The organism is uncultured Blautia sp. (assembly GCF_902497045.1).
Taxonomy (GTDB): domain Bacteria; phylum Bacillota; class Clostridia; order Lachnospirales; family Lachnospiraceae; genus Blautia_A.
Map to the genome: position 1 here is coordinate 18480 of NZ_CABVDF010000004.1, position 24844 is coordinate 43323.

The following is a 24844-nucleotide window of genomic DNA, read 5'->3' on the forward strand; positions in this document are numbered from 1 at the left end:
ACTGGAAAGTGGCAATTCCTTCATTTTAGGGATCCTTTGATCATTTACGGGAATGGAAGCTGCTGTGGTGGTGTGTTTTCCAGAATATTGGTAAACCCATCACCAGACACATTGCCAGCCGTAAATCCCTGTGGTGCATAAGCCGATCCCCCTGCCGGAGCATAAGACATCTGTTGTGCGGCTTGTGGCATCATATTGTTATTGACTGGCATTGCGCCAGTAGGCATGGTACCGGAAGGATTCATTCCCATTGCCGGGTTTCCATTATAAGTAGCACCGTTTGCTGGTACTGGTGGAACATTCGGATTTCCGACCATTGGATTACCCGGTACAGGTGTTGCTGCATTGGTATCATTACGATTCGCAGGTAAGAACTGCCAGTCCTTTACCATAATTTGCGGCGTGATAGCTGCTTGACCTGCATTATTGCCTTTCTGGTGAATATACGGATGGAGTTCTAAATCTCCGTAGACCATGAGACACGTTGATTTTTTGACACCGGCTTTTATCAGTCGATCTGCAAGAAACTTGTTGCAGTAACACTGATAGAAGATGGGTTCTTCCTTTCCGTTTTGACCTCTCTGGTTGGTAGCAAGACCCAGACTGATGTATTCAGTTCCGGAGTTCTTTGCTTGTTGCATAACCGGATCGGCAGTTACCCTTCCTGTTACAATGATAATAGATGACATAAAAATTCTCCTTTCTGCCCTTTGGGCGATAAAATAGTGATAAATAAAAAAAGTGCCATTATAGCACCGTATAAAACGGCATTATAATGACACGATTTTCCAACTTAAACTGCATGTGTACTGGAGATAGTATCCAGACACCCTATAAAGGGATAACACAAAACTTAAATACAATATTATAGTAACACAAGATATAGTGAAGGTCAATAATAAAAATACAGTATATTGTGTTGCACTGAAAGAAAATACATGAGGGGAGACTCCACGAAAATTTGTGTATCTCCCCTGCTTTTTTTATGCCTCTTTTTTATTAGGACAGTTTTTGGTGTCTGTTTTCGGCTTCATAGACCAAAATAGGACGTTCATAAGAATTACAATCAGTAATACGGCAGCTAAAGCCACCCAGAATCCTATGTTCAGGCCAAGCCATTCTGTAGTTCCAAAAAGTGTCATCCAAAGTTCTTTCCAGTTCATTGTTACACCCCCTTAAAGCAATTCGCCAAAGTGACGGACATAAGCCTTTTTCAAGCTTGTTGCCAAAACCATATACAATAAGATACACGGAAGCAGATATGCAAAGTATGCTGCTGGCAGTGCCACAAACCCAAGAAGTTTTCCAAATATCGTAAATGGTATGACGGTTAGAATCGTAATCCCTGTCATTGTAAGCAATGTCACAGGAGCAGATGCCCGGCTCTGGATAAATGGGAGCTTCGGTGTACGGATCATGTGGATTACTAATGTCTGGCTCCACATAGATTCTACAAACCAGCCAGCCTGGAACATTCCGATATACTGTGTCTGCATCGCCGTCAGCTCTGCTCCACTAAAATGAGCCGGCAGGTCATTGAACAGGATACCCTTGGATACAAAGAACGGGCAGAATACAAAGTACATGAAAATGTAAGTGGTAAAGTCAAAGATGGAGCTGGTTGGTCCGATCCAGATCATAAAACTGCCTACACTGGAGGCATCCCATTTCCGTGGTTTGGCAATAAACTCTTCATCTACATTGTCCCATGGGATTGCTGTACAGGACAGGTCGTAGATCAGGTTCAGGAAAATCAAATGTACACTTTCCATTGGCAGGAATGGCAGAAGAGCAGAAGCAGCCAGCACAGAAAACATATTTCCAAAATTGGAAGAAGCCGTCATTTTGATGTATTTGATCATATTGGCATAGGTTTTCCGTCCTTCAATGATACCCTGTTCCAAAACCATCAGATCTTTTTCTAAAAGAATGATGTCTGCCGATTCTTTTGCCACGTCTACCGCTGTATCTACGGAGATGCCGATGTCCGCAGACTTCATGGCAGCAGCATCATTGATTCCATCACCCATAAATCCAACGGTATGACCATTCTCACGAAGAACAGAAACAATACGGGCTTTCTGCTCCGGTGTCAGTTTCGCAAAGACATCGGTGGTTTCTGCCGCCCTGGCAAGTTCCGCATCATTCATGTGTTCCAGATCAGAACCCAGGAGCATATTGCGGACCTTCAGCCCGACCTGTTTACAGATGGTCCGGGTTACTTTTTCATTATCGCCTGTGAGGATTTTGGTAAGGACCCCATGGTTTTTCAATGCCTGGATAGCATCGGCAGTAGATTCTTTCGGCGGATCTAAAAATGCCAGATAACCAATCAGCACCATATCGCATTCATCTTTGACACCAAAAGCTCCCACTGGAGATGGATTGCTCTTTTGGGCGATAGCCAAAACACGAAAGCCTTTTTCATTTAATCCATCTACAGTTTTCAAAATCCGGCTCCGCACTTCATCACGCAGAGGTTGTACATGCCCGTCACATTCTGCAAAGCTACAGATCGAAAGCATTTCTTCCACAGCACCTTTTGTTACCATCTGTGTCTTTCCGTTTTTATCCTGTACCACAGTGGATAAACGGCGGCGTTTAAAGTCAAAGGGAATCTCATCCACCTTGACGTAGGTTTCGGACAGGTCAATCAGACGTTTATCTGCCGCTTCCATCTCCTCTGTTTTATGGATAATAGCCAGATCCATGAGATTTTTATATCCTGTCTGAAAATAACTGTTCAGATAGGCATGGCGAAGGATTCTGGTATCATCTTCTCCATTTACATTGAGATGATATTCCAATACCACCTTATCCTGTGTCAGTGTCCCTGTCTTGTCTGTGCAGAGGATATCCATAGCACCAAAATTCTGAATGGAATTGAGGTTTTTTACAATGGTTTGCTTTTTACTCATGGAAACAGCGCCTTTTGCAAGGCAGGTGGTTACAATCATCGGAAGCATTTCCGGTGTGAGTCCTACTGCAATGGAAATCCCAAATAGGAAAGCCTCCAGCCAATCCCCCTTTGTAATGCCATTCACAAAGAATACCAGCGGAACCATAACCAGCATAAAACGGATCAGTACCCATGACACAGCATTGACACCTTTCGTAAAACTGGTTTCCACAGCTTCTCCGGCAACAGCAGCGGCCATAGAGCCAAAAAGCGTATGATCACCGACACAGATAACGACAGCCGTTGCACTTCCGGAGATTACATTGCTGCCCATAAATGCAATATTGGTGTAATCCGTTACACTGTCCTTATGTGGGCTTACATGAGGGAGCTTTTCAACCGGTTCACTTTCTCCGGTAAGGCTTGCCTGGCTGACAAATAGATCTTTTGCATCCAGGATACGGACATCCGCCGGAATCATGTCCCCAGCAGATAAGTGGACAATATCACCTACCACCAAGTCATCCATGGGTATCTCTGTTTTTTCCTGCCCTATGCGGGTGACGGTACAGGTCGTTGTGATCATTGCAAGCAGCTTTTCCGCCGCATTTCCGCTGCGGGATTCCTGCACAAAGCGAAGGGTACCGGAAATAAATACCATAGTTAAAATGATAACGACTGTCAAAAAATTAAAGTCCTCCGGTACGCTTCCAAAGAGTGAAAAATACGGGAAAATCATATCCGTAATCGTGGAAACAAAAGCAAGGCAAAATAAAATAGCAGTAAAAGGGTTGATAAATGCACCCGCCACACGTTTTGCCAGGGATTTCTTTTTTTCATGGGTGACTTTGTTCGTACCGTATTTGGAACGGTTTACGGATACGGTATCTGCTTCTAACCCCCTAAGTGTGGTATGAAGGATTTTCAAAACCTCTTTTACCGGGTTGGTTGCTGCAGATTGGATGCGACGGTTCTGTTCGTCACGGATGACTGCCTTTTCTACAGTCTGGCGAACAGCCATACGATTTTCTTTTTTGTTCATTGGTCTTACCTCCTTGAATTTTTGTAGGGGCAAGGAAGATTATATGAGGGACACGGAATCTGTGGACACTCATACAATATTCTCTTCCTTCGTGGACTGCCTTCAGAGTCCATGTCTTTCACCTCACAATCTTTAAAAGCTATCTATGTAAAACCGCAATGGGAATTACGGTCTGCGGTATCGGTTGCTTTTTTCGATATACCAGACATCTAAGCCGGCAAGTATCATCCATACAATCATTGCAGATACAAACCAGTGGTTTGAAAATAAGGGCAAAAATCCTTTTACCAGAAAGATGACACCGTTTAAGGTAATGATTCCTCCGATATTGCGGCAAAGAGGGATAATTCGGAGTTTATCCTTCTCTTTTTGCGGCATATTTTTCCATAGGGAAAGATGAAGGTAGCCTTTTCCAAAGGCAAACCAAAGACCGGCAAGGGTAAATAGGATTCCAAAAAAAATGCAGGTAAAGTCCATTGTCTGATCCTCCTTTTAGTGATAGAAGCGGTTGCTTCGTTTTGTCAGTTTCAAAAGTTTGGTGATAAGTACAATCATGGTGGTAGCAAGAATAACCCAGACCACAGCACTTACCTGATACCAAAACTGAAAGATAATCATTCTATATCCAGAGAAATGCCAGCCCAGATAGCTGCATAGGACTGTAAATATGGGGTAGGGAGCAAAAAGGATTGCTCCTTTCAAATCTTTTCGTTTTCGCTTCAATTGCAACACCTCCCAATTGGTATGAATCATTACCGTATTTGTGGATACGTTTCTTTGACCACGAAAAGTATATAAAAAACAGCAGGGGAATCCTATGGCTAAAGTCTTGCGATTTTCTTGCGATTTGGCAAGAAAATAGACGGGCTGGAACCTAAAATGGTCTCAGTCCGCCTTTTTCATAACTCATCATTAAATTTGTAACCAATCCCCCAGATCGTTAAAATGTATGTGGGAGAATCCGGGGCAGGTTCAATCTTTTTTCGCAGTTTCCGGATAAAAGCCATGATGTTACTGTTATCCAGAAGATAATCCTCCTCCCATACTGCACGATAAATCTGTTCTTTTGTAAATACTTCTCCACGATTCTTAGCAAGAAAATATAAAATATCGAATTCCTTTGGTGTCAGGCTGATTTCAGAACCTTTCATCAGGACTTTCCGGCTCCTTGGATGAATTTCCAGATCACCGATCAGAAGTTCATCCGAGTGTACACCAATAGCCACCTCTGTATCTTCTAAGGCTCCTAATAACAGCGAGGATACTTCACCGCTTATCATGTCCTGAATACCGGAAATCAGCTCTTTTGTATAAGCACTTTCCGGCGGTTCCCTTAATAATTTTTCCAAGAGCCAGATTTCAAGGGCATGATCCATGGGAATATAACTGATATTCTTTTTCATCATGAACGCCTCCTTTAAATCAACTCTTGATATTTGTTCTTATAAAAATATTTGGTTACGGAACTTAGCAGCATATAGAAAAATGCCACAAGCAGCAAAAAGGCAAAATACCAAAGCGGTAATTTTGTCAGTCCAAACAGTGATGCCCCGCTGGTAAACGTAAGGGCTGTAAAAGCAAGAATCCCTACCAGAGTGATAGAGATGACCGGTGCAGATGCCCTGCTTTGGAGAAACGGAATTTTGGCAGTACGAAGGAAATGCAAGATCAAAACCTGTGTCCACATGGACTCCAAAAACCAGCCTGTTTGGAATAAAGCAGCGTACTGAAGTTTCAGGGAAGGATCAGTAAGCTGCAGGTAAGTTGTCCCTCCGCACAGTGCAGGACATAGGAAATAATACAAAAACAGGAAAGTCACAATATCAAACAGGGAACTGATCGGTCCGAAAGAAAGCATAAACTGTTTCAGTGTCTTGCCGGACCAGTCTCTTGGGGACAGTATTTCTTCCTCATCTACATTGTCCCAGGGAAGTACGATACACAGCGTATCATATAACAGATTCAGAAGCAGGATCTGGATGGAGGTCATAGGAAGAAACGGTAAAAATGCACTGGCACAAATGATGGAAAAAATATTTCCAAAGTTGGAACTTGCAGTGATTTTAATATACTTCAGCATATTGGTAAAAGTTTTTCGCCCTTCCAGGACACCCTGCTCCAATACATTTAAGTCTTTTTGCAGCAATACAACATCAGCAGCATCTTTTGCAGCGTCCACTGCTGTATCTACAGAAATCCCCACATTTGCCTCATTTAGTGCCGGGATGTCGTTGACCCCATCTCCAAGAAAGCCAACGGTATGACCATTCTCTTTGAGTGCAGAAACCAGACGCACTTTCTGACCGGGAGTAAGCTCTGCAAAAACATGGGTTTCTTCTACCACCTTTTTCAGTTCACAGTCTGTCATCTCATCAAGTTGAGTGCCGGTCAGGATATGTTCCGCCGAGATTCCAACCCTGCGGCAGACGGAGAGTGCAATGGCTGCCTGGTCTCCGGTCAGGATCTTCGGGATTACTTTTAATCTCTTCAGTGCTGTTACGGATTCGCTTGCCGTCTGTTTTGGGGCATCAAAGAAAGACAGATAACCAACCAAAGTCATATCCTTTTCGTCGTCAGGTGTGATTTCCTTTCGTGTTCCCAGATGTTTCCGAGCCACAGCAATAACCTTCATCCCATCTTGCAGCATTTCCCCTACCACAGAAAATACGCTTTGTCTGGCATCTTTCTCCATGGGAAGTCGTGTTCCCCGATATTCTACATGACTGCATCGGGAAAGGATGTGTGCAATATCCCCTTTCATAATCAGATGACTGTTTCCGGTACTGTCCTGCACAAGGGTACTGACAAACTTACGGGTATAGTCAAAGGGAATTTCATCTTCCTTCTGATATTCTGTTAGAAGCTTGGCATAATGGATTTCCCTGCCTGGCATGGATTTACAGGCAAGAATGGCATTGTCAATGGGATTACGGACGCCGGAATGATAGGAGCTGTTCAGATAAGCCAGATCCAGGACCTCAGTATTTTCATTGCCCAGGATATCCATATAATATTCCAGCAGGATACTTTCATTGGTCAGTGTTCCTGTTTTATCCATACAAAGCACATCCATGCTTCCAAAGCTCTGCATGGCGTTCAGATCTTTGATGATGGTCTGTTTTTTACCCATAGCAAGGCTTCCTTTTGCAAGGCAGGCAGTGATGACCATGGGGAGCATTTCCGGCATCAGCCCTACCGCTACAGACAGTGCGAATGCAAAGGATTCCAGCCACTTTCCACCTGTGATTCCCAATATAAGAAATACAATGGGAACCAGAACTGCCATAAACCGGATCATGACCCAGGCAATGGAATTGGCTCCTTTTTGAAAAGCATTTTTATCTTCGGAATCCGGTTTGGTAAATCCTCCGTACAGTGTATCCGTTCCTACAGCTAACACAATGCCTTCCCCTTTTCCGCTGATAACTGTGGTTGCCATAAACGCAAGATTTTCCAATTGTGTTATGGGTTCCTGTTCTTTGTAACAAAGTGTACGGCAGCTTTTTTCCAAAATGGCGCTTTCTCCAGTGATAGCGGCCTGGGAAATGAATAAATCGGTTACCTTTGTCAGCCGGATGTCCGCTGGAACACGATCACCAGCAGAAAACAGAACCAGATCGCCTACCACTAATTCTTCACCGGGGATTTCCCGTAGTTCCCCATTCCGTCTTACAGTAACCTTTTCGTGAATCAAACGGTCAAGCTGTGCGGCGGTGCTTTTCGCCCGCAGCTCCTGAATCAAACGGATGATACCGCTGATTCCGATCATGGAAAAAATGATAAGGGCAGTAGTAGCGTTCCGTGTAAAATTAGAGGCCATAAAAACATCGGTGACAAGAGAAACAATACCTAAAATAAATAGGATCACATGAAATGGATTAATAAACGCTCGCCGCAATCGCTGGATAGTGGTATCTGTTTTACGTTCCTGAAAACTGTTTTTACCATACTTTTCCCGCATTGTATCGACTTGTTCTTTGGATAGTCCAAGGGCAGATGTACCAAGATCCCGGCAGATTTCTGGCGGCTTACAGTAAGCGTATTTTTTGATACGGCTGTCAAATAGTGTTGCTTTCGACAAAAATAGGTTCCTCCTTTCGTAGTATGAGTAAGAACATTTTAACATAGAGTTGTGAAAATAACAGATTTATATTCTTGCTTTTTTCTTGCGATTCAATGGAGGGATTTATTCTAAACGCTACGACCTTTTCAGAATCGGTAAAATGTGGTAGAATGAGGAAAAATTATTAGGAGGATGCATTATGGCAAGACGAAAAAAACTGGAAAACACATCTTTGGAAGAGTAACTGGAGTATGTGGAACAGGAGATTCGTACAAAAGAGTCCGATTTGAAGGAATTGCGTCATAAAGCAAAAGAGATTCGAAAAAAGATAGAAGAGAAGCAGAAAGATGAATTGTTTAAGGCTTTGATAGCATCTGGGAAAACCATTGATGAAGTTATGAGATATTTGAAAACAGATAAAGAGATAATTAAGGTATAAATTTTTATCCATGACTCACCAACTTGAAAAGAAGGAACACTTATGGTAGTATGAACATATAAAGATAGTGAAGAAAGCAGGTGATAGGTTTGACTGTAACGGAAGAGATAGATCGAAAACACCAAGAAGATTTGCAGCGGCTTAGAGGTTTTCGCTTGCTGGATGATGACTTTTTTACAAAATGTTTTGAGGGCGATACAGAATGTATTGAATTGATATTGCAGATTGTATTGGATAAGCAAGATCTAAAGGTTGTAGATGTCCGTACACAGGTATTTGTGGAGAATTTATTGAACCGTTCTGTAAGGTTGGATGTATTAGCAACGAATAGTGTTGGACATAAATTTAATATAGAAATTCAACGTGCTGACAAAGGGGCAGGAAGAAAAAGGGCACGTTACAACAGTAGTATGATGGATGCAAATCTTCTTGAAAAGGGTGAGGATTTTGAGGTTCTTCCTGAGACATTTGTGGTTTTTATTACAGAGAATGATGTTATAGGGAAAGGACAACCGTTATATCGTATTGAACGTTGTTTTTTAGAAACGGGAGAAAGCTTTGATGATGGTTCGCATATTTTATATGTAAATGGTGCGTATCGTGATGAATCACCTATCGGAAGATTAATGCATGATTTTTCTTGTACAAATCCATCAGATATGTATTATGATGTTTTGGCAGATCGAGTAAGGTTTTTCAAAGAAAGTAAGGAGGGAATTGCAGTTATGTGTAAAGTAATGGAAGATATGAGAAAAGATTCTTTAAAAGAAGTAGCACTTCGTATGCTGGCAGCTGGGAAATATGCTTTAGAAGAAATTGCAAACATTTCCGGCCTTTCTCTTGAAGAAGTAAAAAAACTAAAAGAAAAACGAACAGTGTAAAAGTGTGAGTAGATAAAAAGTATAATAGAAGCGGATATGTGAAAATAGCATATCCGCTTCTGATATATTTAGAAAAAATTTAAGGGTTCTTCGAGGAAATATTTTTGTTTAGGGAGGATAATTCCTCATACGCAAGTAAATCCGGAGTAACCTTTTCTTCACCCGAAAGTTTTGCTAGATTCCGGAAATATAGGCGATAATAATGTCCAGATAAAAGGCGGATATTATTATCGAATGTAAAGTGATATTCTTTCTGGTCAGTGGATCGAAAAATAATTTTCTGTTTCTTGGTAAGTGGACTGACTTCACGTTTTGTACAGGTTCCAGTTAATTCGGTATAGTCATGCATCTTGATGGTATGTAGCAGACTCACAATTCGTATGGCAGTTCCAACACCGATGCAAAGACTCATGAGGAGAAATATCTGGTCATCTGTTACAAATCCGTAAATACATCCAAATAAGACACAGAAAAAGCCGATTGCCCCATGGACAATCAGCTTATTAAGAAATGGTTTTGGCATAATTTGCTCCTTCCTATAATTTTTCAAATGCAATCTGTTTATTGAGGTACAAATTACTGATGGCTTCCAGTACAGGATAACCGGCATGGGTGAATTGGATATCCTGTGCCAGGGTACGGAATGTTGCATCCGAGGTTTCATAGAGCTGCGTCAAAAGTTGCTCTGTATTTTGTGGATGGATGCCCTGTTCTACACAGGTTACAAGCTCTGCCGTAGAAATCTGTACTTTTTTTGCTATTTGGAGTACCGTGTCCTCTATAGCAGTCCGTGCCGGCTTTTTTAGATAATGGATCAGTTCCTTTGTGTGCAGTTTTTTCTTCATGCAGAGATAGATGCAGGTAAAAAGCCGTACTGAAAAACTGTCCTGCAATGGGCTGATATAAAGTTCTCCTAAGAGGCGGTACAGGGCATCCACACCAGTTAAACCATCCCCTTTTACAATTAGTCCCCGAAGTTGCAGGCGATTCAGGTAAGGTTCAATGGGGATATTTTCCGAACGGTGATGTTTTTTCAAGCGTTCAGAAAAAGCAGACTGCAATTCATGGATCTGTCGGATTTGAAATGCGAGGCTGCTCCACAGAAAGAATTCTTCTTCTGTCAGTCCGTATTCCTGCCGGTTATTGATAACTGTCGGTGTTTTATGTTCCTTTATGGAATCCTGGAATCGTAGGATTCCGACTGCAGTATAAAGTGTCAGCATAATCGTTCTCCCTTCAAGATAAAAGAGTATATAATTTGGTATCCTGCTGTAAGTATTTCCGGGCTTTGCTTTGCCATGCCCGGACATGATTCATTGGGACACCATAATGTTTGGAAATTTCTTGGTTGGTATATCCTTTTTGCTGCAGGAGCAGGGCATGTATTCCTTTTCTGAGTGTATTGCAGCTTCCCGCTTCTAAGGACTGCAGGTGCTTATAAATGGGTTCCTGGTTCATACATTGTTCCTGCCATAGTTCGGTTTTTTGGTCTACAAGCAGGGGTTCCATGTCAAACTCGGAAGATGCATACATGGAACAGGTGTATTTTCGTTCTTTTTGCAGTTTTCTCCAATAACTGTAAATGGCATTTCGTATGGCAACTCTGGCGTAAACTGCAAAGGGACGGGTGTTGTCATAGTTCATGGCGGCTTTGCATAAAGCTAAGTTTCCGGCTTGCAGAAGGTCTTGCTGCTCATCGTATGAGACATAAGCACAACGGGTAGTCAATTTTTTTACCATTTCAGGTACCAAATACAAGTACTCCTCTGTCAATCGGCGTTCATCATCTGTCATCGGGATGATCATACATATCCCCCCTTTCAACCGATGGCCCTGAGAGGGATATGGTTATTCTCCAGAATCTTCATGGATTCCAGAATTAGTTGATCACACATATAAGTGCTAAATTCTCCGATGTGTGCTTCCTTGGCAGTCAGACAGAATTTATCAGCAATCCAGCGATAAGCCTCCGATTTCGTAAAGATGTGGTTTAGCCATATCTGGTCAAACACCCGGTGTGCTTGGATCCTTTTTTGCCGAAGTTCTTTGTTTGCCAGTTTTCCTTTGGCATTGGTAGTGCCAGGATGAACTCCTACATAAGAATTACACTGTGGGAAGTGACTGCACACATAGAGTTTTCCATCTTTCGCTTTATTTCCATATACATAGGACGCATCCCTTAAAATTGCGATGCTGCCGCAGTACGGGCAGCGGATTTGTTTCTGTTTCATAAAGATTCACCTCGCTTACGTGTTTTATACGTATATTGTAAGAAAGCAGGTGATGAATTCCCATAGGATGGGCATAGAAACTACTCCCAGATTCGGACTAAATGGCACAAAATGGCAGAAAATCTAAGAATAGAACAGTGCCTTGATAAGCGGAAAGAAACCGCTGTCTGCAAAACGTGGATAATTTACTGGTGTAAAGATGAACCCTACACAGAAAATCCGGATGACATAAACAGAAATCAGAGCTATACATAGCCGATACAGATTTCTGGTGCGTCTGCTCCAGGGCTTTCTAGGACGAAACTTCAGGTACAGGATTAAAAGTGCAGGAATAAAAATAAAGTTCGTAAATATTGTATCGATTCCTTGAATCATAGCAGTGAAATTCAACATAAAATCGCCTCCTTTCTTATCCTGTACGCAGAAAGTGCCAAAAGTGCAACCTTTTACCAGTGATAATGGGATGCTTCCTGATGCCGCAGTAAAGCAAAACAAGGACATGGCTTATCGGTCAATGCTTCTTTTGCAAAGTAGAGTCCATATAAGGACTGAAACTGTTCCAGTGTTATGGCGGACAGACATTCCGTTGGTTCCGGTATGCGGGAGAAGAGCATACGGGCATCTGCCATGGGCAGGACACAAGGACTGCCGTTTTCATCTGGATGATATAAGAAGTGTGGGCCATTACAATAACCTGGGGTTTTACAGGAAACGCAGCGAACATAAATACAGGAATGCCAATTTCCATCACAAATATCTAAAAAATGCCGGATGTGTTTGGCATCGGCATTACAACGAGATTGATCCATATTCATCACCTTTTATAACAGGCAGCCGTAATAAGCTGCCTGTGAGCATATCTATTGATAGTTACTTATCTTTTTTCCGCTTACGGATATATAAGATACCAAATCCGGCAGCAAAGAGGAGTGCGGCACCTGCCAGTAAAAGATAAGGAAGAATGGTTGTTTCATCTCCGGTCTTGACTGGTTTGGAAGGTTCAGGTGTGTCTTTTGGAACTTCCGTAAGTTTTATCGTCTGTCCTTTATCGTCCAGATCCTCATGGGAAGCAATTTCAAGTGCTGTTTCTCCTTCAAGGGAAAAAAGTTTTTCAAAAACGACTACATCATGTCCAGCCAATGTGCTTCCATCAAAAGTGAAGATGACATCGACAGAACCATTGGAATCCTTTGGTGTAAATTCTGTTTCTGCCGTGACAGGTTTTCCATCAATCAGAACTTCCTTTTGGGTTGTTTTGTCCATCAGTGTGCCGACCAGTTTGTATGGAGTATCCGGAATCAGATTTTGGTAGGATACGGTGTCAATGATGGTTACTTCTTTCGTAGCAACGGCTTCCTGATCCCCATCCGCTTTGTCCTTCGCAGTAGTTCCAATTCCCGGGAAGTAGATAGACTGTTCATGGTCTTCTATATCGGCGTGAACAGCAATCTCTTTTTCCTGATACGTTAAAGACTCAAAGACAACAATTGTTTTGCCGGACAGGATGCTGCCATCAAATGTAAAGGTAAGTTCAATACTGCCAGAGGCATCTTCAGGAGTAAAGGTCGTAGTGGCAGTAATCGGTTTACCATCTGCCTGAAGAGGTTCTTTTGTCTCTTTGTCCATCAAGGTACCGGTAAGTGCATACTCTTTTCCTGGAATTAGGTTACTATATTTAACCGTATCAACAATAGTAATCTCTTTATCGGTTTTGGCAAAATGATCTCCGTCTGCTTTGTCTTTTGCAGTAGTAGCGATTTCTGGGAAGTAGATGGTCTGCCCATTATCTTCAAGATCTGCGTGTGTTGCAAATTCTTTGCCATCATAAGTAGCAGATTCAAAAACAACTACGGTTTTTCCGGCAAGGGAGGTTCCATCAAAAGAAAAGATCACATCTACCGTTCCAGAGGATTCTTTAGGAGTAAATATGGTTTCGGCAGTAACCTCTTTCTTATCTATTTCGACAGGCTTTCCGGTTTCTTTATCCATAAGGGTTCCAGTCATAACATATTCTTCGCCGGGCAGAAGATTTTTGTAAGCTACCGTATCTACAAGGGTAACTTCTTTATCTGCTTGGGAAAGATTCATATCTGTTTCCTTATCTTTTGCAGTGGTCCCGATTTCTGGGAAATAGATAGTCTGATCCTGATCTGTAATGTCCGCATGAACAGCCAATTTTAAATCCTCCTGGTACAGTTCCTCAAATACTACGATTGTTTTGCCCTTCAGAGAAGAGGCATTGAACATAAAGGTCACTTTTGCAGAACCAGAAGATTTTTTTGGTTTGAAGGTGGTTTCTGCTGTGACAGGTTTTCCATCTATTTCAATTGGCTTTCCGGATTCCTGATCCATCAGTGTGCCGATGAGTTTATAAGACTGTCCCTTCTTTAAGCCTTCGTATTCTACGGTATCAACCAGGGTGATTTTTTCTTCTGGTTTGGCAAAGTGGGAGTTGCTGTCTTTGTCAAGGGCAGTAGTTCCAATGGTAATCTGATCATCCGTTAAAGTTCCCATATCCACGACTACGTGATTTTTATATACAGAGACCTCAATTTTTAAGAGGTTCATACCTTCATTGGAATCGCAGCGTTGTTCTTCCAAAATATAGGTATCATAAATCAGGGCTCCTTTGGCATCATCAGGTTTAGAAGAGCCAAACCAGATTCCGTCTTCAGAAGTTTCCCCACGATTGGTATTTGTAGTGTGCTTATTCCATTCTGAGGAAGTACTGGCATAGCCATTTTTGTCTGTTACAATGGTATGACTTTCTCCTGTAGTTTTGGAGGTAATGGAAAATGGGACATTTGCCAGCCGGTTTAAATCTCCGTCAGAGACCTTTACGAATTCTAAATCGCCACGGATTACCTGATTGGAAATCGCTGTTTCTTTTGCAGTTAAATCCAAAATTTTCCCATTTTCTGTGATATGAAACTCCTGAGAGAGTTTTCCCTCGTTCAAATAACCTTCCGGTGCTTTTGTTTCATCAATCCGGTAATGACCATAAGGGAGCGTATCTTTTTTGGTGGAAGCAAGCCCTTTTTCATCTGTCTTCAAAGTGAGAACTACTTGATCTTTTTCGTAAAGGGTTCCATCCACAAGAACAGGATTGGGACCAAGATTGGTGATTGTAAATTCTGCATCCTTTAAAGAAGCATTTCCCTGTGGTTTGGCTTCTCCTGTTTCCAGATCCCGTTTTTGGATTTTGACACCGCCACGGATAATCTGGTTAGAAACAGAAGTCTCTTCTGTTGTTAAATCTACGATTTCTCCATTTTGGGTGATGTCAAATTCAAGAGCCTTTGCACCATCGGTTAGGTATCCGGAAGGCGCTTTGGTTTCTTCTATCCGGTAATGTCCAAGGGGCAGGGCATCAGCGGCACTTGCAGCAATACCATGTGCATCCGATTTAATTGTAAGTACTGCCTGACCATTTTCATAGAGCTTTCCACCTACCCATACCGGCTGTTTGTTCAAAGTGGTAATGGTAAATTCGGCATCTGCAAGCGATGCGGTTCCTTGTGCTTGTGTTCCCTGAGTTTCCAGATCCCGCTTCTGAATTTTGACGCCGCCTCGGAAGACCTGTTCTTCGACAGAAGAAGCGTTATAAATAGAGATAGTTTCTTCCGTACCGGTACTGGTGATTTGCTGCACGAAAACAGATTCGTTTGGAAGATAGCCGGCAGGGGCTTTGGTTTCCTGTACGGTTACTGTACCCAGTGGGAAGCAGACGGTCTTTCCATCACTGGCATAGAAAAATTCATCCCCGGATACCAAATAATCTTTTGTAAAATGGATTTCTCCAGAGGCATCTGTTTTCAATATCCAGGTGCGAACCGGTTTCTTACCATTTGCTCCGGGATCGGTAGCTGACTGCTCTGTATAGAATTTTATTGCAAATTCGGCATTGGCGAGAGAGCCGGTTCCCTGTGCTGAATTTTGCTGGGTGTCAGCATCCAGCTTTTTAAGGAGCAGTTTTACGGGATTATTTTGAGGAATATCCTTTACTTTTACGGTAGATGTTCCTTCTGCTTTTACCGTAACATTATGGGCGGAAGCATCTATAGCAAACCCTTCTGGGGCACTGATTTCTTTAACGGTGTAACTTCCTTCAGCCAGTTCTTTGGATTTTGCATATCCTTTTTTATCGGTAACAAGAGTTTCTACCAGTTCTTCCCCTTTGTAGATTCCGTATTTGGCTCCTTCTAAAGAGTAATTGCCATTTTTATCGGAAATATCGGTATTGGCAGAGGATTTCTGCAGTTCGATAAAGCCGTTTGGAACCTGATACCAGCTTCCTGCAAAAGTTTGGGAAGCATCGCCAGGAACGATAAAAGCACGGAAGGATTCTGGTGGGGCAGGAAGCCCTTCAATGGCGTTGGCAACTTCCAATGCTTTGTCAATATAATTTTGAGGTGCACCATGAAAGGCGCCGGAGTCCCCATTATTTCCTGCATGGATATAGGAAACGACCAGATGACCAATGACATAAGAATTGTCATCGGACCATCCTTGGAAATATTGATCTTTTATTACCTTTTCATAACCATATCCACCGTTTAAGTAGTAAAGAGCTTTTCTGAGTGGGGAATTTTTTCCCAAAAGGTTATAAGGATACTTTCCGGAAGCCGGTGTTTTCTTTAATGGTTCTACGCAATAAGCCGTGTTATTGCCATCAAAGCTCATGCGGGAAGTATAATAGTCCCCGTATGGAATTTTGGCTCCTGCCTTATAATCAATGGTTCCATCTGCAGCATAAGCGGTATGGGCATTGAAAAAGAGTGTGCTAAGAAACATCGTGACACAAAGAAAAAGGGCGGTTAGCCGGATATGAGGTTGTTTTGCTGGTTTTAACATAAATCTCCTCCTTTGTTAAAAAGAAAAGCAGCCACATTCGGGCTGCAGGTAACATTAACCGACTTTTTTATCCTGGCGTTTCAAGATTTCCAGGAGTTCCTGTCGGTCTGTGGTAATTAATTCTTTTTCCAGGTTGGAAGCTTTAAATTCCACAGTGATATTATTGTTGTTTGTTGAAATCAGCCCGTTTCCACGTTGGAAATGGGTGATATTCATAACTTCGGTTTCGGAAAGACGAAGAATGGTTTTTACACGTTGTGCCTCTTCATCTTCCATGTTAAGAATAATTTTGGTTTTACAGTTATTGATAATGCCTTTTCCATATTTTCCGTCATCCAGAGCAAAAAAGTCGTTGAGGTCCTGGGTTGCAAAAATGCCGGCACCAGAGTATGCCCGGATGATCTTGGCAATCTCCAAAACAAATTCAGCGGCCAGGCGGTTACTGGAGGCACCGATGAGCTGCCATACTTCATCTACGAAAATGGCTTTTTCTTCGGTACGATTTTCTTTGGCTTTATCCCATACATAGTCCAGAGCAACAAACATCCCTACCGTTAAGAGATCACTGGAACCAGTCAGCTCTGAAATGTCCAAAACGGTATATTTATTGGTCAGATCTACATTGGTCTGCTGGTTAAAAGAGGAAGCAGAGCCATGGACAAGACGGTTCAGGATGTGAGCCAGTCGTTTGGTATCTTCGGTTTCCATCAAAACATCATATACATCGCCAAGAATTGGCATCGCTTTATAATGATCCGGGTGTTTGGGATCAATGAGGGATTCATTCTTATGGGTGATTCCCTTTCTTGCATAGGTTTTAATTAGTGCTTCGTCCAAAAGCTGTTTTTCCTCATGGCTCATATCTGGAATGAGCAGAGAAAAGAAAACGTGCAGACGTTGAATCTTACTGGCTAAGGCAGATGCGTCTAAAGTTGGACCGTCCAGCAGCTCATTGACAGAGTTATCTACTTTTCGGATTTCCATGACATTGATGCAGTTTTGGCTGGCAGGAGAAATCTGGATAAAGGTTCCGCCTACATTTCTGGCAGCCCGATAAAACTCATGACCTTTTAGCGGTGCGATGATAAATACCTGGATTCCTTTACGCCGCATACGAAGTGCCATAGTCTGCATGGTAAAGGTTTTTCCGGATCCGGAAGTGCCAAGAATCGCAATATTGGAGTTTTTATATTGTTTGGAGTCAAAAATATCAGCAATCACTAAAGAGTTGTTATGCTTATTTACTCCAAATAGGATGCCGTTGTCATCGCAAATGCTGTAGCTGACGAAAGGATAGCAACTGGCAGCTCCGGTGGTTAAGACATTTCGTTTTGAGAGTTCATAGAGCTTCTTATCCAGGTTTACAAGAGGAAGGGAAGATAAAAATCCCTGTTCTTGCAGGAAGTAACAAGACCGCAGATCCATATCCTGTGAGATGAGAAGTTTTTTCATCTCCTGAATCCGCCATTGCAATTCTTCCAGATCACCTGCCGTAATCGTAATCAAAAGATTCATGTAATAGAAATCTTCATTATTAGCAAGTCCCTGTTTGAGGAAATAGCCGGAACGGATGGCAGAATCCAGATCATCAAAATCCGCATTGGTATCAGAGGCATCTTTGATCTTTGAACGGTTGATCCGGATTTGCTGTCCAAGACGTTGCTGGATCTTATCTTTGGGCTGTTTATGCAGAAAAAAGTCAATGTCAATTCCTTCGCCAGCATTGATAAGCAGGGACAGCCAGCCTGGCATTACTTTTGCTTTGTAACCATCGCACGGCACCAGCAGGTAAGAATGGTAGATGCCATTTACCAGCACATAGTTGCTGTGCTTAAAGTCCAAAGACTCTGGTGTAATGAATTCATTGATATGGATGTTATCCACTTCCTGCTCACGGCCAGATTCCATATAGCGGGTAAGTACCTGGTTAATCCGTTTTGGCAAAGGTGTTTCGGTACATTTGGTACGGTTCAGTAAAGTGTAGAGTACATCGGTTGTAAACTCATCTTCATTGTCATGAACCAGCACATCGTTGCCGCATTGATATAGAAAGGTTTTTGCGGTCTGTGCAGCAGTTTCCAAGGCTGCCAGGATTTCCTTTTCCTCCACCTTCCGATTCACATTGAAAGGTTCGTATTCAAAGATTAGGAAAAAACGTCTGGAAACCGCTTCTCTGGAACTTAGCTGCCGGACAAATTGGATATAGTCTTTTTGTAACTGCCGGCAGTTAGGATCTGATTCCCGTTCCATTTCCAAACGGGACTGTTCCAGATGTTTGTTGATATCCGCTTTTTTGGAGATCATCTTAATCTGCAGTTTCACAGGACTGATTTTTAGGTAGGAGATGAAGCTGAAAATGATCCCCTGTTGTTCCCTAGCACTGCGTAAGAGGAAATTGATCGGTTCAATCTCCAGGATTTTTACATAACGATGGTCTGTCGTGTAGATAACACCATTGGCAATTTTATCAATAGGAAGATAATCTTCTAAGGTGATTTCTTTTCGTTTTTTCTTTTTGCTTTTCCCGGAAGCAGCAGATGACTGGTTGGAAGCTTTATTCGCAGTTCTTTCTTTTTTTCGTTCCTCCAAAAGTTGCTGCTTTATCTGTTGTTTTTCAAGTTTTGCCTGCCTTTTCGCACTTTTACGTGTAGCGTTTTGTTCTTTTTTTAATTGTCGGGACTCAAATTTAAGAATCCGGATGTCTTCACGAGCCTGTTTGCGTATTCCACGTTTTGTAGAAGTGTCAAACTGCCGGCGTTCTTTTTTTTTAATAGCAGAGGATTCTTTTGTCTCCTCTTCGGAAGACATCTGAGAGCAGTTCTCTTCAGAAGAAGCTTCTGCAGGTTGCTTTGGATGACGTTTTCGTTTTCTGGTTTTGGGTTCTTTGTTGCGGGGTTTTTTAATCCGGTACTTTTTTTTCGGTTCCGGATGCACATCCATACGGTAAATAACCCGGCGGTTTTTCAGAAAACGCAAAGCGTTCATTAAAAATGCAGTAATGCTTTCCCCACCGATTCCAATTAAAGAAATCATAGCAGCAGGAAGAGCAGTCATACAGAGAATAATAATCCTGACAGTGAGTGTCAGAGGCAGATTGATAACAGGAATGGTGATCAGGATTGCCAGGACACCGCCTTCGATGGCATTACGGATTTTAAACATTCCGCCCATAAAGGTCCCTTTTTCTATAAAATTGCGAGGGATGAAGACAGGATGTTGTTCTTCAGTATTGTTCATGGCTGCACCTCCTTTGGTTCTTCCATGGAAGGAGTTTCAGGAACTTCTGTGACAGGGGCAGCTTTTTCCGAATTCACGGAGGTATCGTCATAACCTCCTTCTTGCAACTGTTCAATTTCCTCTGTTGTGATGGAAGGAAGTTTGTCATCTGTCGGACGTTCATAGATGATTTCTTTTCCAGAATCAGGGGTACGTTCCTCACCGAAAAAGAATCTTCCAGTAGAGGAAGTGTAGTACACAGGAAGAACGGACTTATCCGGAAGCTGGAACAAAAAATTAATATCAGAAGCATTGGGATAGGTAGTATCATCAGCAAGGAAACGGATGGAAGTTAGAGACATCTGTTTTACGTTTTTAAGATAGGAGGTCAGTTCTTCCTGAAAAAGTTTCACCTGTTCCTTGGAGAAAAAGTATTCCAAAGCTTCAAAATCCTGAAAGCTTATGGATTCGTTATTTTCTGCTTGTTCTGTCTCGGCATTTTCATTATTATCGTGCTGCGTATTTTCGGTTTCGGATTCTTTGTTTCCTTTTTGAGATTTCCAGATGGAGGGAAAGACAAATCCGATGATAATTAAAAAGGCCATCATAAAGATAGCCAGAATTGCTTTTTTTCTGTTCATAAGAGTCTCCTTTATTTTTTAGCGAAGATCCAATAGGCATTTGCGGTTGCATGCACTTCCGTCATCATATCGAATTCCCGGTTGATGTAGTTTTTGGAGGAACTGTCATTGGGATCATTGACTAATACTTTACCTCCAGCCGTTACACCACGAAGGACAATAAAATGTCCGCCACTGGTAAAAAGCCCAGCTCTTTGGGAACTGATGACCGGATGACCTTCAGATAAAGCCTGAAGTACCTGGTTGGGATCACTGGTCTGTGTGACAGCCCCACACCCAAAATGATCGGACGCTGCCTGGAAATAAGACCAGTAAGTGCCGACTCCTGGTTTGTAATAGGAATTTCCGCACCAGGATATTGCATCAATAGGTGTAATGGTAGTGCCTGTAAGATAACTGGCAATCATGGCAAAACTGGTAGGTCCACAACCGCTGGATGCAATCGAACCGCCGCCGTATGGAATGTTTCCATAGTCTGTCTGGAGATAGTGTGGAATCTGCATGCCGTTTGCGGGATAGCTGCCGCCACTGGCAGTAATTTGGTAATACCGAAGGACATGATCCACATATTCTTTATCACCATACCGGTCATAAGGCCAGCTTGGTCTTGCACACATCATATCAGAGTAGGCAATCGCATTTTCTTTGGTATATCCACCGTCACGCTCCATTGCCCAGTCAATGTATGCAGAACCGTAGTTGTAACCCTGAAGAGCCAGTTTAATCCGGTCTAAGTCCGTAGGTCCGGTACAGCCGGCTTTGTCGAGGGCATATTTTAATTCCTGTACTCCGCATTCAATGGAGTATTCTGGATCTGTAATCCCATTTGGCACATGGGGATAGCGGGTATTAAATCCACCTTCCGCTGCTTGCATAACATCCAGCCCTCGTCCGCCAGATTCCTGCATCATGACTGCCAGGATTAAATCCACATAATCACTCATACCATATTTCGCAGCGGCTCTTTCTACAGCAGGGCGGTAGGACAATACCTCATCACTAAGATTGATAGCAGCTACTATGCCGGAAGAAGCAGTTCCAAAGAAAGCAGTCAGATTTTCTGCATAGTTTTTGGCAAGTTCTTTCTGCTTGTCTGTAAGATGGAATACATGGTCTGCAAAATAGGAATCCCCAGCATAAACAACGGTATAGGTGTGTTTCGTAAAAGTAACCGTCTGTGTTTGTGCCTGTCCCTGTTCTGTGCCGGCTTCTCCTTCTGCACCGCCATCAACGGTAACTTCCATGGTAACTGTTTCGGTTGCTACATCATAAGAAAAAAGTCCTTCTTTGTTTTCACGGATGAGTTTCTTTAATTGGTTTAGGTTGATGTTTTTATAGTCATCCTGGCTGGCACAAAATTGTGAAATCAGCAGATTGGCATTGACGGAGATGCTGTATGTATAGGGATCATTGATGGATGCAGTATCTCCTTGTGGAAGACGGGAAATTGCTGCATGGATCTCTGCCAGAATGTCTTCATGGCTTTCTTCTAACACTTCAACGATGGCATCACGGGAAGCACGGATGTTTTCACTGATCATAGAGTTGCTGTTTAGCACATCGCTTTGGTCGGTCAGACTTCCAAAGATCAGACCAGGGAGCATCACAATAAATAAAACCGGAAGCAGCAGTATGGCGAGAATAATAAGAAGAATTTTAGCGAGCTGATTCCGGTTGGCTATGACTGCTCCAATCGCTGCTGAAAAAGGCCCGCCAAGGGCTGCACCATATCCTGCTTTGGAGAAAGTGGCTGCTGTTTTTAAGGACTTTAGGTGAGAAATGGTACTGGAGCCTACATCCATTGCTTCGTCAAGTCCAGAGCGTTCTGTATCCATCACTAAATCCGATCCTTTCTTGGAGGAGTAGGAGGAAGCTTTTGGACAATGGATTCGTTGTAGGCTATCTTTCCATCGCCAGCATCATAAGGAATTTTGGATACCGTATTTTCAGCATACTGTTTGTACCAGGTAGCTCCGTCTACAGATTGAACAGTTTCATAGGTTCCCTGGGTAGGAGCCGTATACTGATCGGCATGGTACATAGCAAATTCCCGGCTGTCCCCATTGGAACCGGACTCAACTCCTGTTATCCTGCCGCCGCCAATCTCAACATTGGTATAGGAATGATCTGTTTTATCTTCATTTTGAATTCCCATGTAAGATTGAAATGCAGAAACAGCTCCATCACCTTTGATCGAGCCAACTTGGCCATAGTTTCCTTGAGCAATATTGCTGATAACGTTATTGGCAAAATCTCCGCCTTTTTCAAGGGAAGACTGATAGAGTGCATTTCCGATACTTGGTCCTTCGGTATATCCGGTGGCTGCATTTACCGCAGAACGCTCTGTCTGCCTTCCAACGGCTCCGGCTAATCCTCCGGAAAGGAAAGAACTTTGTACTGCAGCACTTCCGGGAGAGGAAGAATGGGAACTACTATGGCTTCCACCTCCATGCCCTCGAAAGGAACTTGCAAGACCTCTTCCGGCGATTAAAAGTTCAGCCATCATATTTCCACCAGTATTTCCAACATTGACTCCCAGACTTGCCATAAAGCTGTCAATCTTTTGAGAAACCTTCAAAAAAGCAATGGCACACAGAAACCAGATAAAGACATTACCGGTGACCGTTTCTTTTCCCTGTGCATCTACAGCTTGCTGTACCTCTGCTTCTGTAAGTTCAGCGGCAAAGACCGGCATGGAAGTTACAAGAATCAGACAAGAAATCAATAGCAGGCTACAGAGCAGTGTTTTCTTATGTTTCATAATCTCCTCCTTCCTAGAGTGATAAAGGGTTTGCAAGGAATGTTCCGACCATGGAAGTAAACAGCCGCAAACACCAGGCGTTCATTAAAAGCAAAAAGAACTGTCCGCCGAGCATACGGCACCAGCTCTTAAAAACATTTCCGGTAGCCTGGGAAGCACCCGTGGAAAACGCAACAGGTGCGGTGTAGACCAGAACTCCAAGCAGTATGTAACGTTCCGCAGCTTCAAAAAGCAGCTTGATGTAATTCCAGGCAAGGATCAGTACCAGTATGAGGGCAACAATGGCGACAGCACCATTGGCACATACCCCCAGGATTACTGTGATCACAGAATTGAATTTGGCAAATTCCAGTGGCGGAAGATCTTCAGTCAGAATCCAGCTATACGGTGTTCCTGCAATATTCAATAGAAGATCCACAATGTCTTTGGCATAAAATGTCAGGAAAAGGAACATAAATGTCCGCAGTGATAATTTGATTGGATCTTCAGCGTCAATCCCTGTCCCCATAAAATAATTCTTAAAAAGCTGCCAAACCCAGTTTAAAAGGATGAGTCCGATAGCCAATGCCAGAAAAATCTGGTACATTGTTTCCGCTGCTGGAAAATACCGGAGAAAAGTATCCATGGAACATCCCAGTGCACCCAGAACAGAAGTAGTAATCAAATCCAGAATGTTCATGACTTGTTCGGCAATCCATTCTACAATTCCGTCAAGTATTCCCATGACAGAGCCACCTCCTTATCTGCATTATCCATTCCACTGCCCGCCGGCAAAGAACGGAGTGATGTAAGCCATGATAAATCCAAGACCATTGAGAATAGCCCATGTAATGATGATTCGTTTGAGCCATGCCCTGGATTCATCCACGGTTTTTCCGGATTTGGAAAAATTCATCAAAAGCAAAGCAACCGATGCAGTTACAACAGCCGCAATGGTGGAAATCAGGATAATCTGGTTATATACGTCTTTCATGATTTCTGAAGCTTTGTCCCAGATGGTAGCAGCCATAACTGGTTGTACATTACAGGCAATCAGAGTGAAGACAAGGAAGGCAGTATAGAGATATTTTCCATAGTTCAGATGATGTTTCATGCCCGGTGGGGCTTCTTTGTGTACATGGTTTTTCAAGTAAATGAACCTCCTTCATAAAAAGAGGGCAAAGTGAGATCTTTCACTTTGCCCTGGCTTATAGTTTTCCTGCCTCATAAAAGCTTCAGTCCGGTCAATACGGAGGAACGCTTATTCCATATTTAGTTGTGATACTCCTTTCCATGCACTAAAAAACGCAGCTTGCACCAGAGAAGAGGCATTCCCTGGAAAGCTGCGTTTCGCTACATATAATTTTGACAGTATCATTTTAACATGGGTAGATTTTCCTGTAAATCGCAGAAGTGTGCCAATATGTGTCATCAGTCAGAAATAAACGGGACACGATTATACCAATTAGTCAAAAAAAAGGGCATTTTATACAATAAATAAAGACAAGAAATTAATTGGATTATATGATATATGCAACATCTTCGAAGAATGTTAAAAATCAGAAAGGAGGATACGGTATGAAGGCTATAAATAATGCTGCCAAAAATAAAGAAACTTTAACATGTGCATGCAACAATTGCGATCCAAAAGACGTTTGCTACTTATGTGATGTTAGAGACCATTGTCAAACATGTGATTCTGAGTGGTGTAGTCCGTTTGTTGGCGATAAAGATTGATTTGGTGTAAGAAAGAAGAGGTCTTACATTCTTCGGAGGTAAGACCTCCTCTTTAATAATATTAAAAAGAGGAAAAAAGAATGAGTATAAAAAATATTATT

General features: G+C 42.5%; 20 protein-coding genes. 2 read left to right on the top strand and 18 right to left on the bottom strand.

All coding sequences use genetic code 11. The features are described from left to right. Window positions 1-44: 44 nt before the first annotated feature. From RDS42_RS01045 to mgtA (RDS42_RS01075), 7 genes are all read right to left on the bottom strand, one after another. Window positions 45-689 (bottom strand): single-stranded DNA-binding protein, encoded by a 645-nt coding sequence (locus RDS42_RS01045; protein WP_308781967.1) that lies wholly within the window; start codon window positions 687-689, stop codon window positions 45-47. Window positions 690-983: 294 nt separating this feature from the next. Continuing rightward, a complete protein-coding gene (locus RDS42_RS01050; protein WP_092072782.1) occupies window positions 984-1163 on the bottom strand; it encodes a hypothetical protein in 180 nt (59 codons plus the stop codon). 12 nt (window positions 1164-1175) lie between these two features. Further along, complete coding sequence (gene mgtA, locus RDS42_RS01055; protein WP_308781968.1) at window positions 1176-3941, bottom strand: magnesium-translocating P-type ATPase; 2766 nt, start codon at window positions 3939-3941, stop codon at window positions 1176-1178. A 165-nt stretch (window positions 3942-4106) separates the two neighbouring features. Beyond that, a complete protein-coding gene (locus RDS42_RS01060; protein WP_055151546.1) occupies window positions 4107-4418 on the bottom strand; it encodes a DUF3784 domain-containing protein in 312 nt (103 codons plus the stop codon). Between the two features lie 15 nt (window positions 4419-4433). Next, window positions 4434-4673, bottom strand: a complete 240-nt coding sequence (locus tag RDS42_RS01065) for a conjugal transfer protein (RefSeq protein ID WP_308781977.1) — start codon at window positions 4671-4673, stop codon at window positions 4434-4436. A gap of 167 nt (window positions 4674-4840) precedes the next feature. After that, window positions 4841-5344: a winged helix-turn-helix domain-containing protein gene (locus RDS42_RS01070; RefSeq protein ID WP_004223723.1), complete on the bottom strand. Its 504-nt coding sequence runs from the start codon at window positions 5342-5344 to the stop codon at window positions 4841-4843. A 14-nt stretch (window positions 5345-5358) separates the two neighbouring features. Then, window positions 5359-8022, bottom strand: a complete 2664-nt coding sequence (gene mgtA / locus RDS42_RS01075; protein WP_308781969.1) for a magnesium-translocating P-type ATPase — start codon at window positions 8020-8022, stop codon at window positions 5359-5361. Window positions 8023-8257: 235 nt separating this feature from the next. Here mgtA (RDS42_RS01075) and RDS42_RS01080 point away from each other — a divergent pair, with 235 nt between their 5' ends. After that, on the top strand, window positions 8258-8443 hold the full coding sequence (locus RDS42_RS01080; RefSeq protein ID WP_308781970.1) for a flagellar export protein FliJ: 186 nt from the start codon (window positions 8258-8260) through the stop codon (window positions 8441-8443). Between the two features lie 89 nt (window positions 8444-8532). Beyond that, a complete protein-coding gene (locus RDS42_RS01085; protein ID WP_308781971.1) occupies window positions 8533-9324 on the top strand; it encodes an Rpn family recombination-promoting nuclease/putative transposase in 792 nt (263 codons plus the stop codon). Window positions 9325-9403: 79 nt separating this feature from the next. Here the strand turns inward: RDS42_RS01085 and RDS42_RS01090 are convergent, their stop codons facing one another. The 11 genes from RDS42_RS01090 to RDS42_RS01140 all read right to left on the bottom strand — a co-directional run bounded on the left by RDS42_RS01090 (window position 9404) and on the right by RDS42_RS01140 (window position 24120). Further along, complete coding sequence (locus RDS42_RS01090) at window positions 9404-9847, bottom strand: hypothetical protein (protein WP_308781972.1); 444 nt, start codon at window positions 9845-9847, stop codon at window positions 9404-9406. A gap of 13 nt (window positions 9848-9860) precedes the next feature. Next, window positions 9861-10547 carry a cell division protein gene (locus tag RDS42_RS01095; RefSeq protein WP_308781973.1) on the bottom strand — a complete coding sequence of 229 codons (687 nt, stop codon included), beginning with the start codon at window positions 10545-10547 and terminating at the stop codon, window positions 9861-9863. 13 nt (window positions 10548-10560) lie between these two features. Continuing rightward, on the bottom strand, window positions 10561-11130 hold the full coding sequence (locus tag RDS42_RS01100; RefSeq protein WP_004223694.1) for a sigma-70 family RNA polymerase sigma factor: 570 nt from the start codon (window positions 11128-11130) through the stop codon (window positions 10561-10563). Window positions 11131-11144: 14 nt separating this feature from the next. Continuing rightward, complete coding sequence (locus tag RDS42_RS01105) at window positions 11145-11555, bottom strand: zinc-finger-containing protein (RefSeq protein ID WP_004223692.1); 411 nt, start codon at window positions 11553-11555, stop codon at window positions 11145-11147. A gap of 870 nt (window positions 11556-12425) precedes the next feature. After that, the gene (locus RDS42_RS01110; RefSeq protein ID WP_308781974.1) at window positions 12426-16409 is read right to left on the bottom strand and encodes a VaFE repeat-containing surface-anchored protein; all 3984 of its coding nucleotides are present in this window, start codon (window positions 16407-16409) and stop codon (window positions 12426-12428) included. 54 nt (window positions 16410-16463) lie between these two features. Then, on the bottom strand, window positions 16464-19646 hold the full coding sequence (locus tag RDS42_RS01115) for an ATP-binding protein (protein WP_308781975.1): 3183 nt from the start codon (window positions 19644-19646) through the stop codon (window positions 16464-16466). Further along, a complete protein-coding gene (locus tag RDS42_RS01120) occupies window positions 19643-20266 on the bottom strand; it encodes a DUF5038 domain-containing protein (protein ID WP_308781976.1) in 624 nt (207 codons plus the stop codon). The genes RDS42_RS01115 and RDS42_RS01120 overlap by 4 nt, the downstream gene beginning before the upstream one ends. 11 nt (window positions 20267-20277) lie before the next feature. Next, entirely contained in the window at window positions 20278-22101 is a 1824-nt protein-coding gene (locus RDS42_RS01125) for a lysozyme family protein (RefSeq protein WP_308781978.1), read from the bottom strand. Window positions 22102-22103: 2 nt separating this feature from the next. Next, window positions 22104-23027, bottom strand: a complete 924-nt coding sequence (locus tag RDS42_RS01130; RefSeq protein ID WP_015526852.1) for a hypothetical protein — start codon at window positions 23025-23027, stop codon at window positions 22104-22106. Window positions 23028-23040: 13 nt separating this feature from the next. Beyond that, window positions 23041-23751, bottom strand: coding sequence for a conjugal transfer protein TrbL family protein (locus tag RDS42_RS01135; protein WP_004223652.1), 711 nt, complete (start codon window positions 23749-23751; stop codon window positions 23041-23043). Between the two features lie 24 nt (window positions 23752-23775). Next, on the bottom strand, window positions 23776-24120 hold the full coding sequence (locus RDS42_RS01140; protein WP_308781979.1) for a fimbrial protein: 345 nt from the start codon (window positions 24118-24120) through the stop codon (window positions 23776-23778). Window positions 24121-24844: the final 724 nt, after the last annotated feature.